General features: G+C 69.6%; 13 protein-coding genes. 4 read left to right on the top strand and 9 right to left on the bottom strand.

What is annotated here, in order from left to right:
- Positions 1–10: 10 nt before the first annotated feature.
- The 4 genes from BKN51_RS26400 to ctaD all read right to left on the bottom strand — a co-directional run bounded on the left by BKN51_RS26400 (position 11) and on the right by ctaD (position 5,630).
- Entirely contained in the window at positions 11–1,762 is a 1,752-nt protein-coding gene (locus tag BKN51_RS26400) for a serine/threonine-protein kinase (protein WP_101610197.1), read from the bottom strand.
- Between the two features lie 17 nt (positions 1,763–1,779).
- Complete coding sequence (locus BKN51_RS26405) at positions 1,780–2,538, bottom strand: peptidyl-tRNA hydrolase (RefSeq protein WP_101610198.1); 759 nt, start codon at positions 2,536–2,538, stop codon at positions 1,780–1,782.
- Positions 2,535–3,764, bottom strand: a complete 1,230-nt coding sequence (serB, locus tag BKN51_RS26410; RefSeq protein ID WP_101610199.1) for a phosphoserine phosphatase SerB — start codon at positions 3,762–3,764, stop codon at positions 2,535–2,537. Before serB ends, BKN51_RS26405 begins: the two co-directional genes overlap by 4 nt.
- Before the next feature lie 87 nt (positions 3,765–3,851).
- Positions 3,852–5,630, bottom strand: coding sequence for an aa3-type cytochrome oxidase subunit I (gene ctaD, locus BKN51_RS26415; RefSeq protein WP_076162482.1), 1,779 nt, complete (start codon positions 5,628–5,630; stop codon positions 3,852–3,854).
- Between the two features lie 135 nt (positions 5,631–5,765).
- On the opposite strand from ctaD, the gene BKN51_RS26420 reads away from it, so the two are divergent.
- Complete coding sequence (locus BKN51_RS26420) at positions 5,766–6,602, top strand: phosphotransferase (protein ID WP_101610200.1); 837 nt, start codon at positions 5,766–5,768, stop codon at positions 6,600–6,602.
- 61 nt (positions 6,603–6,663) lie between these two features.
- On the opposite strand, the gene BKN51_RS26425 is transcribed toward BKN51_RS26420, so the two are convergent.
- Positions 6,664–7,872 carry a glycosyltransferase gene (locus tag BKN51_RS26425; protein WP_101610201.1) on the bottom strand — a complete coding sequence of 403 codons (1,209 nt, stop codon included), beginning with the start codon at positions 7,870–7,872 and terminating at the stop codon, positions 6,664–6,666.
- 109 nt (positions 7,873–7,981) lie between these two features.
- A complete protein-coding gene (locus BKN51_RS26430; protein WP_101610202.1) occupies positions 7,982–8,719 on the bottom strand; it encodes an alpha/beta fold hydrolase in 738 nt (245 codons plus the stop codon).
- 40 nt (positions 8,720–8,759) lie between these two features.
- Between BKN51_RS26430 and BKN51_RS26435 the strand changes: the two genes are divergently transcribed.
- Positions 8,760–9,260, top strand: a complete 501-nt coding sequence (locus BKN51_RS26435; RefSeq protein ID WP_101610203.1) for a GNAT family N-acetyltransferase — start codon at positions 8,760–8,762, stop codon at positions 9,258–9,260.
- 1 nt (position 9,261) lies between these two features.
- On the opposite strand, the gene BKN51_RS26440 is transcribed toward BKN51_RS26435, so the two are convergent.
- Positions 9,262–9,549, bottom strand: coding sequence for a hypothetical protein (locus BKN51_RS26440; protein ID WP_101610204.1), 288 nt, complete (start codon positions 9,547–9,549; stop codon positions 9,262–9,264).
- A gap of 26 nt (positions 9,550–9,575) precedes the next feature.
- Positions 9,576–10,328: an AraC family transcriptional regulator gene (locus tag BKN51_RS26445; RefSeq protein WP_101610205.1), complete on the bottom strand. Its 753-nt coding sequence runs from the start codon at positions 10,326–10,328 to the stop codon at positions 9,576–9,578.
- A gap of 51 nt (positions 10,329–10,379) precedes the next feature.
- On the opposite strand from BKN51_RS26445, the gene BKN51_RS26450 reads away from it, so the two are divergent.
- Positions 10,380–10,943 carry a class I SAM-dependent methyltransferase gene (locus tag BKN51_RS26450; RefSeq protein ID WP_101613471.1) on the top strand — a complete coding sequence of 188 codons (564 nt, stop codon included), beginning with the start codon at positions 10,380–10,382 and terminating at the stop codon, positions 10,941–10,943.
- 7 nt (positions 10,944–10,950) lie between these two features.
- On the opposite strand, the gene BKN51_RS26455 is transcribed toward BKN51_RS26450, so the two are convergent.
- On the bottom strand, positions 10,951–12,075 hold the full coding sequence (locus BKN51_RS26455; protein WP_101610206.1) for an alkaline phosphatase family protein: 1,125 nt from the start codon (positions 12,073–12,075) through the stop codon (positions 10,951–10,953).
- Positions 12,076–12,125: 50 nt separating this feature from the next.
- Here BKN51_RS26455 and BKN51_RS26460 point away from each other — a divergent pair, with 50 nt between their 5' ends.
- The gene (locus BKN51_RS26460) at positions 12,126–12,341 is read left to right on the top strand and encodes an FmdB family zinc ribbon protein (RefSeq protein WP_101610207.1); all 216 of its coding nucleotides are present in this window, start codon (positions 12,126–12,128) and stop codon (positions 12,339–12,341) included.
- Positions 12,342–12,399: the final 58 nt, after the last annotated feature.

The raw sequence follows: 12,399 nt of genomic DNA on the forward strand, positions 1-12,399 counted from the left end.
GGTTTTCCTTTCAGAGTGACGGCAGCCTGGGCGCGATGTCCCTGGCCAGCCGTTCCGCCGCCGGGCACATCTCCTGCGGCTTTTTGACCTTGTCCGAGACGTAGATCTCCACCGTCTCGATCATGGCCCGGCCGTCGCCGGTGAAGGTCCGGTGCGGGATCTCGGCCTGGCAAGCCTCCCACTCGGACGAGATCTCGACGAAGGCTTCCCGCGATCCGAGAGCCAGGCGCGTGCCGCCGTCCTCGAACGGCGCCCACTCCCGTTCGAACCGGATCGTCACCTCCATGTCGCGGTGGTTCCAGTAGCACTCCCAATTGCCGAAGACGGGATCCGGCGCGGCAGGGCCACCGACGACCCTCGACGGCGAGTCCCCGCCCAGCGCGCAGGCGTCGAGACTCCCGAGCGAGCCGGCGGGGAAGGGGACGGGACGGCGCTTGATCGGTTCCCTGTTCAGCACGGCCGTCGCGTGCACGGCGACAGGATCGACGTAGTCGCACAGATGGGCGTGCCAGTCCTGGATGTGCTTGGCGTGCACCCAGACCTGGTTGCCGTCCGGCAGCGGGATGACCCGCTCACACTTCTCCTCGGGCTGGCCCGTCACCTCGCGCACGCTCAGCCGCCCCGGCACCGGCTTCTCCAGCAAAGGTGCTTTCGGGATCGTCAGTTCGAGGCGGACGTCGACGATGTCCCCGTCGTCGGGGCTCATGCGCAGCAGGATTCCGCAGGCGTTGAAGTTGCCGTTGGCGGTGTCCAGTTCGGGGGTGCCGAACTGCTTCAGCACGGAAGGGTCCACCAGTGCGCAGGGATCAGCCGTCCGGAGGTCGCCGACCGAATCGGCCGGGCGCGGGGCGGCCGCCATCGACGCCGGTTCCTTCAGGGCGTAGACGAGGCCTCCGACCAGGACGAGCGCCGCGGCGACGCTTCCGATCGCGACGGCACGTTTGGTCACCCGGACCTGCCGGGACCGCGCCGGGGCGGCCACATCCGCGACTTCGGCCAGCAACTCGGCCGCGCGGACGGCGTTCGGCCGCCCGGCGGGTTTGCGTCGCAGCAGCTCGGTCAGCACCGGTGCCAGCGTTCCCGCCTGGCGGATCGGCTCCAGGGTGTACGACGTGGCCCGCCGGAGCTGGACGAACGGTCCCGAGTTCGGGTCTCCCCACACCGAGGTGCCTTCGACGGCGGTGAACAGCGTCGCGCCGAGCGAGAACACGTCCGCCGCGGCACCGGCCTGATGCCCCTCGGCCATCTCGGGCGCGAGGTAGCCGGGAGTCCCGACGTCGAGGCCACCGCCTGTGCGCGTCACCTCCGCCCACTGCGCGATGCCGAGGTCCGTGAGTTTCGCGGTGCCGTCCTCGGCCACCAGGACGTTGCCCGGTTTGAGGTCGCGGTGGACCATGCCTTTTTCGTGCATCGCCGCGAGCGCGTTGGCGAGCTGCACGCCGATCTTCGCCACCTTGCCGGGCGACAGCGGCCCGTCGGCGTCGATGACGTCGGCGAGGCTGCGCGAAGGCAGGTACTCCATGACGAGCCACCGGTCGTCACCGTCCATCACGGCGTCGAAAACGGTGACCACGTTCGGATGATGCAGACCCGCGCCGATCCGCGCCTCACGCCGGATCTGGCCGCTGTCCCCGGCCTGCGAACGTTTGAGCGCGACGACCCGCCCGAGGTCCTGATCGGTGGCACGCCAGACCACGCCCATGCCCCCGGCGCCGATCCGCTCCTCCAAGCGATAGCGCCCGGCGATCAGCCGGTCACCCATGAGGGGAGTATAGGAGGTTAAGCCCTTTGGGCTAGGACCGTGACGGTTCCGGGATCGACTTCGGTGAACCCCGCGTCCCGAACCGCGACGACACCGTCGCGGCGCCACGAGCCTTCGGGATCCTCGACCGGGCACAGCGCTTTCCAGGTCGCGACCGGCGGAGTCCGCACCGAGCACCGGAACCCGGTCTCGGCCCAGGCCGCCAGTTCGGCCTCGTCCAGCAACGAGGCCAGGATCATCGTCGCGTGCCCGACCTGGGCGGAGCCCTTGCCGACGGTCATCGAGACCTCGGGGTTCAGCAGCAACCGCGGGAGTCCTTCCGGCGCGGGGCCGGGTTCGTCGGCCGGGAGTTCGCTCCCGGAGATCTGCAGCCGCGAGACCTCTTTCGGCGTATCGACGACGCGGCCGGGCAGCAGGGCCCGCGCCTCGGCACCGTCGACCTCGATCGTGATGCCGGGCAGCTCCTGGACAGCCTGCCAATGCGCGCCCCGCGCACGCCGGGCGACCTTGCGGATCCGGCCGTCGACCCAGGCCTCGAGAGGCTCGTGCCATTCACCCTCGGGCCCGGCGCGTTCGTCGAGGCAGACGGCGACCGCGGCCGCCGCGGCGGCCTCCAGCAAAGCGGTCCGGGAGGGCGGTTCGGCGCGTTCCATCCGCAGGATCACCGGCATCGCGCGGACCTCGGCGGGATCCTCGTCCGAGGTGTCCACCGTGTCTTCGGCCGGCAGCCCCAGCCAGTAGGCGTAGCGCGCGGCCAGCGGCTCCAGCACGCTCATGGCCGGGACAGTTCGAGGCCGTCGGCCGCGTCGGCCGCCTCGATCTCACCCCGCGTGACGCCGAGCAGGAACAGCACGGCGTCGAGGTACGGGTGCGAAAGCGCGGTGTCGGCGACCTCGCGCAGCGCGGGCTTCGCGTTGAAGGCGACGCCCATCCCGGCGACCGACAGCATGTCGATGTCGTTCGCCCCGTCGCCGACCGCGACACACTGCTGCAGCGAGATCTCGTACTCCTCGGCGAACCGGCGCAGCGCCGTCGCCTTGCCCGCGCGGTCGACGATCTCCCCGACCACCCGGCCGGTGAGCCTGCCGTCGACCACTTCGAGCTCGTTCGCGGCGGCGAAGTCGAGGCCGAGGTCGTCCACGAGGGCCTGGATGATCTTGGTGAACCCGCCCGAAACCACCCCGCAGCGGAAGCCCATCCGCTTCAGCGTGCGGATGGTCGTGCGGGCGCCCGGGGTGAGTTCGATCGACGCGGCGACCTCGTCGAGCACCGTCTCCGGCAGGCCTTTCAGCAGGGCGACCCGGCGCTCCAGCGATTCGCTGAAGTTCAGTTCGCCGCGCATCGCGGCCTCGGTGATCTCGCGGACCTGAGGCTCGACTCCGGCGTGCGCGCCGAGCATCTCGATGACCTCGCCCTGGATGAGCGTGGAATCGACGTCGAAGACGACCAGCCGCTTGGCCCGGCGGGCGAGCCCGGCCCGCTCGACCGAGATGTCGATCCCGGCCTCGACGGCGGCGTCGGCCAGCGCGGTGCGCAGCGCGGCGTCGGCCTCCGGGGTGTCCTGGGCGAGCGAGGTGTACAGCTCCAGCCCGGTGACCGGGTAGTCGGCGACACTGCGGATCGAGTCGATGTTGACGTTCAGCGCGGCGAGGCGGCGCGCGACGTCGGAGAACGCCCGCGCGGTCACCGGGCGGCCGAGCATCAGCAGGACATGCGTCGAGTCCTTCTGGCCGATGGCGAACGGGTCGGCGCCGATGGCCGAACCGATCTTCACCTCGACCTGCATCCCGACCGACGCCATCGCCTGCTCGACGTATTCCTGCAGGCCTTCGGGGTCGCGGTACACCCCGGCGAGCACGCCGAGCACCAGCTGGCCTCTGATGACCACCTGCTCGACGTCGAGGATGTCGACGTCATGGCGCGACAGCACGGCGAACAGCACCGAGGACACGCCCGGCTTGTCGGGACCGGTGGTGGTGATGAGAACTGGTGTCTGCGTCACGGGGTCAGTCTCTCTTAGCCGGACATGAAAAAGGCGCGTGCCGCACCTCGGTGTGAGGCAGGGCACGCGCCATTTCCGCTTATCGGGTCACTTCTCGCTGGAGTTGTCCTCGGAGTGATCACCCGGCATGACCGCCTCGGTGAGCACCTGGGACGGCGCCCGGTGGGAGTTGACCTTCTGCTTCCCGAAGAAGCCGATCTCACCCTCCTTGTGGATGCGCTCCACCATGTGCGGGTAGTGCAGCTCGAACGCCGGGCGCTCGGACCGGATCCGGGGCAGCTCGGTGAAGTTGTGCCGCGGGGGCGGGCAGGACGTCGCCCATTCGAGCGAGTTGCCGTAGCCCCACGGGTCGTCCACCGTGACGATCTCGCCGTACCGGTAGCTCTTGAAGACGTTCCAGATGAACGGCAGCGTCGAGGCACCGAGGATGTACGCGCCGATCGTGGAGATCGTGTTCAGCGTGGTGAAGCCGTCGGACTGCAGGTAGTCCGCGTACCGGCGCGGCATGCCTTCGGCGCCGAGCCAGTGCTGCACCAGGAACGTGGCGTGGAAGCCGATGAACGTGGTCCAGAAGTGCCACTTGCCGAGCTTCTCGTCCATCATGCGGCCGGTGATCTTCGGGAACCAGAAGTAGATCCCGGCGAACGTGGCGAACACGATCGTGCCGTAGAGCACGTAGTGGAAGTGCGCGACGACGAAGTAGCTGTCCGACACGTGGAAGTCGATCGCCGGCGCGGCCAGCATGATGCCGGTCAGACCGCCGAAGAGGAACGTGACGATGAAGCCCATCGAGAAGATCATCGGCGTCTCGAAGGACAGCTGGCCCTTCCACATCGTGCCGATCCAGTTGAAGAACTTCACGCCCGTCGGGACCGCGATCAGGAAGGTCATGAAGGAGAAGAACGGCAGCAGCACGGCGCCGGTCGCGTACATGTGGTGCGCCCACACGGCCACCGACAGCGCGGCGATCGCCAGCGTCGCCCAGACCAGGCCCTTGTATCCGAAAATCGGTTTGCGGCTGAAGACCGGGAAGATCTCCGACACGATCCCGAAGAACGGCAGGGCCACGATATAGACCTCTGGATGGCCGAAGAACCAGAACAGGTGCTGCCAGAGGATCACGCCGCCGTTCGCGGGGTCGAACACGTGCGCCCCGAGATGCCGGTCCGCCAGCAGGCCCATCAGGGCCGCGGTCAGGATCGGGAACGCCAGCAGGATCAGGATGCTGGTGACCAGGATGTTCCAGGTGAAGATCGGCATCCGGTACATCGTCATACCGGGGGCTCGCAGGCAGACCACCGTGGTGATCATGTTGACGCCACCGAGGATGGTGCCGAGACCCGAGACGACCAGACCGGAGATCCACAGGTCGGCGCCGACGCCGGGCGAGTGGATGGCGTCCGACAGCGGGGTGTAGGCGAACCAGCCGAAGTCGGCGGCGCCACCCGGCGTCAGGAAGCCGGACATCACGATCAGGCCGCCGAAGAGGTACAGCCAGTACGAGAACGCGTTCAGCCGCGGGAACGCGACGTCCGGCGAACCGATCTGCAGCGGCAGCACGAAGTTCGCGAATCCGAAGAGGATCGGCGTCGCGTACAGCAGCAGCATGATCGTGCCGTGCATCGTGAACAGCTGGTTGTACTGCTCCTGCGAAAGGAACTGCTGCCCGGGACGCGCCAGCTCGGAGCGGATCAGCATCGCCATCGCGCCGCCCACCATGAAGAAGGCGAACGACGTGACCAGATACATGATGCCGATTTGCTTGTGGTCCGTCGTGCGGAACAACCGCAGCAGGTACGAACCCTTAACCGACTCGCGCGCGGGGTACGGGCGCGTGGCGATCGGCTTGGGGGCTACGGCCGTCACTCCTGCCTCCAACACTCAAACCTTGTGGTGGTCAATGTTCTGCCGTCGGCCGGGTTCGGGACCCATTTCGGCGGCTAGTGGGGATCGTAGCCCTCACTACCCACCGTCGCGCGCACCGGCTGGCAAGATCGCGCCGTGACCGACGAACACACGCGTGCGGGAGTGGCCGCCGCGGTCGCTGTAGGTGACCGGTACGGACTGCCGACGGGTGATCCGGAGGTGCTGCATTTCAAGTCGAACGTGCTGGTGAGACTGGGTCCGGTGGTGGCGCGGGTGCCGGGCACGACGCGCTTCGCCAGGCCGTCCCCCGAGGACTGGCTCGCGCGCGACGTCGCGCTGTCGAGGTATCTCACGGAACGTGATGTGCTCGTCGTCTCACCCACCACGGATCCCCCGGCGGGACCGCATTTCGCCGACGGCCTGCCGGTCACTCTCTGGCATTACACCCCTCATGAGCCAGGGCACCCGCTGTCGCCGCGAGAGGTGGCGATGTCGCTCGCACGGGTGCACGCCGCACTCGCGGACTACCCCGGTGAACTGCCCGAACTCGGACCGGTCCGGGAACTCCGGACACTGCTCGACCGGCACGGGTCTTACATGAACGGTGCGGCGCCGCGACTGTACGAAGAACTCGAACGGGTCACCACGGCACTGCCTGACTTGCCTGCGCGGCCGCTGCACGGGGACGCCCACCCGGGGAACATCGTCGCGACGGCGGCCGGGCCGTGCTGGCTCGACTTCGAGGACACCTGGCGCGGGCCGCTCGGTTGGGACCTCGGCGTGCTCTACGCGGAAGCGGGCGCATCGGCTCTCTCTGCCTACCCGGCCGATGTGGCGCCTTCGTCGCTTGAGCCGTTCATCGCGCTTCGGCGGCTGTTCGAGGTTCCCTGGCGGTTCGTGATCGCGCGGCGGTTCCCTTCGCGGCTCGGGGAGGCCGAAGCGGCCCTGGAGCGCTACTTCTCCCGCGTTTAGTCCTCTAGTCGCGGAGGTTGGTAGTGCGAACCACCGCGACTAGAGGACTATTTGCGTGGCGCTAGACCGACGCCATCAGGAGCTGGGCCGCCACATCGACGCCGTCCGTCCGCACCTCACCGCCGACGCGACCGGCCCGCTCGGCGACCTCGGGCCGCAGCACCTCCGCCAGCGCGGAGGTCAGCGACTCCGCCGTCGGCTCCCCGGTGATCGAGGTCCCGACCCCGAGGTCCCGGACGCGCTGCGCGAAGTAGGGCTGGTCGAACATCTGCGGGACGAGCACCTGCGGCACCCCGGCCCGGGTCGCCGCCGTGGTCGTACCGGCGCCGCCGTGGTGCACGACCGCCGCGACCCGAGGGAAGAGCGCCTGCTGGTTGACGTCCCCGATGGCGATGCAGTCGGGTTCGTCGTCGATCAGCGACAGTCCGGTCCAGCCGCGGAACACGACCGCCCGCCGCCCGTGCGCCCTCGCCGCCTCGATCATCGCCTTCGCGATCTCCTCCGGAGCGCGGACACTCCCGAATCCGAAGTAGACCGGCGGTTCCCCGTCGTCGAGGAACGCCTCCAGTTCCGGGGACAACGGGCTGTGGTCCGGCAGGATCCAGGCCCCGGTCTGGTGCACGTCCAGCGCCGACGGTCCCCGCCACGGCGCCAGCACCGGATCGGCGGCCAGCCACGGCTGTTCGGTGAAGATGTGCCCGCGGACGTCGTCGACCGGCGGCAGGCCCAGCAGTTTCCGCCGCGCGTCGAGCACCTCGCCCCATTGCCCGTTCCACCGTTCCGCGTCGTCGGCCCACAAGGCCGGGATGGTGGCATCCGGATTCTTCGGCGCCCACCCCGGGAAAACGGGCGGACGATGGTGCAGTGAGGGCAGCGTTATCGGGCAGTAAGCGGTGAAGAAATAAGGAATCCCTTTTCGTTCCGCCACCGAATGGGCGGCGATGTTCAACGCCATTCCCGCGACGACGGCGTCGCAGCCCTCGGCCACGTCCGGCATCGTCTCGAACTGGTCGACCACCATCGCCTCGGCCATCGCGCGCCGCCCCTCGGGCGTGGCCATCGCCTTGGTCATCGCGGAATCCGGTTTCGCGGTCGACCGGAGCCCGGGACCCAGCGGGGCGAAGGAAATCCCGAGCCCTTCGGCCCATTCTCGGAAATCCGGCGGCGCGCACAGCCGGACCTCCTGGCCGAGTTCCCGCAATCGCACCGCCAAGGCGACCAGCGGCTGTACCTCACCCCTCGTCCCGATAGTGGACAGGAGTACACGCATGGGAATCCCCCTTCGGCAAAACGTGAAGGCACGAATTGTGGACCGGGAATGGGGGCTTGCCGCAAGTCCCCCTGTCCGCTATACCTTTGAAGGGGCGAGGGAAACGTTTCTACGCGGGGTACCAGCCCAAGATCGCTTCGACGACTCCGGCCGGATCCTCCAGCGGCGTCAGATGTCCCACCTCCGGCAGCACGACCAGCGTCGCGTCCGGCAGTGTCTCCACCAGGGCGTTCGCCGCGTCTAGCGGGGTCAGGCCGTCCTCTTCGCCGACCACGACCAGCGCCGGCACGTTCGCCGATCGCAGTGTCTCGACCGAATCGGGCCGTGCCGCCATCGCGCGCGCCGCCCACGCGATGCCCGACGGCGGCTGTGTCGTGATCAGTTCACGAAGCCGATCCGCCACCTCGGGCCGGGTGTTCTCGGCGAGCAATCCGGGGGTGAGGGTTTCGGGCAGCCACCCGGCGCCTTCGGCTTCGACCCGGGCCGCGAGGTCGTGCCGGGCCTGCGCTGCCTCGGGGGTGTCGGCGGCCGCCTTGGTGTCGAGGAAAACGAGGCCGCCCACGCGTTCCGGTGCGACGCGCAGCACCGCCATCGTCAGGTAGCCGCCCATCGAGCAGCCGCCGAGAACGACCCTGTCGAGTTCGAGCCGGTCGAGCAACGCCACGACATCGCGGGCGGCGTCGTCCAGGCTCGGCTCCCGGCCGGTTTCGGGCAGTGGGCTGCGGCCGAGGCCGCGCTGGGCGGGCGTGATCAGCCGGAGGCGCTCCGAGAGCGGCGCGCGGACCGCGTCCCACATCCGGGCGTCGACGGGGAAAGCGTGCAGCAGTACCAGCGGTAGATCCTTCATGGCGACAATTCTGTCGCACCCCCGCGCTACCGTCGGATCCGTGCTGACAGAGATCAAAACGGAGAGGCTGCTGCTGCGGAGGCTGCGCGAGGAAGATCGCGAGAACATCGTCGCACTGCAAGCCGATCCCGAGACGAACAAGTTCAACGCCGAGCCGCACACCGTCGAAGGTTCGCAGGAACTGTACGACGCCTGGATGAAGCAATGGGCCGAGCACGGGTTCGGCTACCTCGCGGTGTCCGCTTCGGACGATCCGGCGGTCATCGTCGGCTTCGGCGGAGTCCGGTATCACGAATGGAACGGCGAGCGCGTGCTGAACCTCGCGTACCGCTTCTGGCCGTTCGCCTGGGGCAAGGGCTACGCGACGGAGATGGCTGCCGCCGTCGTCGACTGGGCCGAGCGGGAGATCCCCGGCGTCCCGGTGATCGCCAACATCATGGCGTCCAACACCCCGTCGATCCGGGTCGCCGAGCGGCTCGGGTTCAAGATCCACACGGAGGAGGAATTCGCGGGAGAACCTTCACTGCACCTGCGGCGCTGACTCACCAGCGGCCCGGACGGCGTCGGGATCGAGCGTCCCAGCACGCCTTGTGCCAATGGCGGCGGTCGGCGACCCCGCCGGTGTCGTCGGCGGGCCAGACGACCAGATGCGGGGTCCCCGGCCGGATCTCGTGGTCGCAGCCGGGGCAGCGGTAGTCCTTGGTGGCTTGCGCGCCGGGCACGGTCCGGACGAGCCACTCCCCGTCCGTGGCGGATTCGGAGCGCGCCCAGCCGGTCGACGCGCCGAGGTCGGGGCGTCCACCGCGGTCGGGACGGTTACGTCGAGGCACCCCGGAACCGTAACCGGAGGCCTGACTCAGTCGCCGAAGTAGGCGCCCGGCGTCACACCGACAGCCCGTCGGAAAGCGACGACGAAGGCGCTCGGCGACGAGTAGCCGATCCGGCGGGAGACCGCCGTCAGCGGCATGTCCCCGGCCAGCAGCGGCAGTGACGCGCGCAGCCGGGCCTGCACCCGCCACGCGCCGAACGTCGTCCGGCACTCGGCGAGGAACAGCCGCGCGAGCGTGCGTTCGCTCGCGCCCACGTCGCGCGCGAAGTCCGCGAGAGCACGCCGGTCCGCCGGATCGGCGATCACCGCCCGGGCGACGGTCAGCGCCCGCTCGTCGGACGGCATCGGCACGGTGATCGGCACGACGTCCACCGGTTCGAGCAGGTCGAAGACGACGGCTTCGGCGCGGCGGCGGGCGCCGTCGTCGAGCGCGGCCGAGCCCAGGTGGTCCAGCAGTTCCCGCAGCAGCGGCCGGACGGCGACGAGCGTCGGCACGGGCCAGCGGACCGGGCACCGGTCCTGAGCCGCGTAGACACCCCGCAACACGGTCTGCGCGGTGGCACCGGTCCGGTGGACGACACCGGCCGGGATCCACAGCGCCCTCGTCGGCGGGAGCACCCAGTGCTGCTCGCCGACGTTCACGCTCAGGATCCCCCGCGCCGCCCAGGCGAGCTGGTGACCGTCGTGCTCGTGCCACGGCAACCAGGTGCCCGCGGGCAGATCCATCTCGCCGAGCACCATCGCCGTCGCCATCGGGGGAAGGAGTCCGATTTTCGACATCGCTTGGCAGCCTATCGCCTACCGGTCACGGCTAGCTTCGGATTCATGCCGATGAACCTGGTGCACCGCAAACTCTGCAGTTCCGCGCTGTGGGCGAAGGCCGTCGCCCACGAGATGCCGGGCAACATCGCCGGTTTCGATCTCGGTGACTCCGTACTGGAGATCGGCCCCGGCTACGGCGCGACCACCCGGGCGCTGGTCGGACTCGTCCCCCGGCTCACCTCCATCGAGATCGACGAAGCGTCGGCGGACCTCCTCGAGCGCGAGTTCGACGGCCGCGTGCGGATCGTCCAGGGAGACGGCGCGGCGATGCCGTTCGAGGACGGCGAGTTCTCCGCCGTCGTCTGCTTCACGATGCTGCACCACGTGCCGACGACGAAGTTGCAGGACGCGATCTTCGCCGAGGCTTTCCGGGTGCTCCGCCCCGGCGGAGTCCTGCGGGCGATGGACAGCCTGGCGAGTGTGCCGTTCCGGCTTTTCCACCTCGGCGACACGATGAACGCCCTCGACCCGGTCTCGGTCTGGCCCCGGCTCCAGGACGCCGGATTCACCGGCATCAAGGTCGACCACGTCCCGAAGCGCTCCATCAGTTTCTCGGCGAGGAAGCCGGACTGAGCGCGGGTTAGCCGCGCGCGAGGACCAGGGGGACGAGTTGTTCGGCCGGGGTCAGCGAGCCGTGCTGACCCACCAGAGAGGACTCGACGGCCTCGGCCAGTTCCCGCACGAGCCCGAATCGCCCCTTCGCCGCCACGACGACGTCGCCGATCCGCGGCCGGACCCGGTCCGCGACCGGCCCGAACCAGCCCGCTTCGACGGCCTCGTCACGGGAGAGGGTCCACGCCCGGTCACCGATCACCTCGCGCCAGGCCGCCAGCACGTCGGCCTCCGCCCCCTGTTCGGTGTAGACGTGCCGTGCCCGGACCTCGCCCCCGATGGCCCGGACGCCGCCGAGCAGCGCGGGCGTCTCGTCGATGTCGAGCGCGCCCTCGACGGTCACCATGCCGTGGTCGGCCACGACCGCGAGGAGCGCGCCGGACGGCAGACCGTCCACAAGGGACTCGACCAGTCTGTCGACCTGCCGCAGCTGCATCCGCCACGGTGACGAGCCGGGGCCGTAGATGTGGCCCAGCATGTCGAGTTCGCTGTGATAACCCCAGCAGAACGCCGGCCGCGTCTCGAGACACCGCAGGATGCAGGCGGCCAGGTCACCGAGCGCGTGGACGCCCACGTAGCGGGCACCGGACTGCGTCGCCCGGGTGAGCGCGGTGTCGGCGAACTTCGCCGAAGACACGACACTGGTGGCGATCCCGGCGGCCGCGGCGCGCTCGAACGTCGTCGGGAGGGGCTGCACCTCGCGCGGCGGCAGCGCCCCGCGGAGATCGCCGCCGTCCACGTGACTGGACCAGCGCAACGCGTTCATGACGCCCGCCCCCGGGACTTCGAAGCTGTAGCCGACCAGGCCGTGCTCCCCCGAGGCCAGCCCCGTGCCGATCGCGCCGAGCCCCGCCGCCGTCGTCGCGGGGAAACCGACCCGCAGCGGCGACTTGGCCAGCTGCGTGAGCACGGGCGCGTCGGCGGCGTGCTCGGCCAGCAGTTCCCAGCCGAGACCGTCGATGAGCAGGACGCACGCGCTGGACGCCTCGGCCAGGCTCAGCGAGTTGGCGAACCCTGCGCCACCGAGGGCGGAAAGCACGGACGGGACGACTTGGCCGAGATGCGGCACGTGTGCCGCGACAGGCAGTTCCACCCGGCCAGCTTCTCATTCCGGAGCGGTGTGCGGGATGAGAAGATGAGCGCATGCCGACTTACGCCTACCGCTGCCGCGAGTGCACCGAGACCTTCGAACTGCTGCGGCCGATGAGCGAGTCCGGCGCGCCCGCGCCGTGCCCGGAGGGCCACCAGGACACCGTCAAGCTGCTGACGACCGTCGCGCTGACCGGATCGGCCTCCGGCCCGGCCCCTGTTCCCGCAGGTGGGGGCGGCGGTTGCTGCGGAGGCGGCTGCTGCGGCTGACCACTCGTTCGGGTGGCCTAACGTGTGATCGCCCGAATGGCGGGTACCTCCCTCCCAC

Origin of the sequence: Amycolatopsis sp. BJA-103 (assembly GCF_002849735.1) — a bacterium.
Classification (GTDB): Bacteria; Actinomycetota; Actinomycetes; order Mycobacteriales; family Pseudonocardiaceae; genus Amycolatopsis.

What these genes read in the sequence shown, in the direction of transcription:
- BKN51_RS26400 (WP_101610197.1), bottom strand. Translation starts at nt 1,762, where the DNA reads ATGGGTGACCGGCTGATCGCCGGGCGCTATCGCTTGGAGGAGCGGATC.
- BKN51_RS26405 (WP_101610198.1), bottom strand. Translation starts at nt 2,538, where the DNA reads ATGAGCGTGCTGGAGCCGCTGGCCGCGCGCTACGCCTACTGGCTGGGG.
- BKN51_RS26425 (WP_101610201.1), bottom strand. Translation starts at nt 7,872, where the DNA reads ATGCGTGTACTCCTGTCCACTATCGGGACGAGGGGTGAGGTACAGCCG.
- BKN51_RS26430 (WP_101610202.1), bottom strand. Translation starts at nt 8,719, where the DNA reads ATGAAGGATCTACCGCTGGTACTGCTGCACGCTTTCCCCGTCGACGCC.
- BKN51_RS26445 (WP_101610205.1), bottom strand. Translation starts at nt 10,328, where the DNA reads ATGTCGAAAATCGGACTCCTTCCCCCGATGGCGACGGCGATGGTGCTC.
- BKN51_RS26450 (WP_101613471.1), top strand. Translation starts at nt 10,380, where the DNA reads ATGAACCTGGTGCACCGCAAACTCTGCAGTTCCGCGCTGTGGGCGAAG.
- BKN51_RS26460 (WP_101610207.1), top strand. Translation starts at nt 12,126, where the DNA reads ATGCCGACTTACGCCTACCGCTGCCGCGAGTGCACCGAGACCTTCGAA.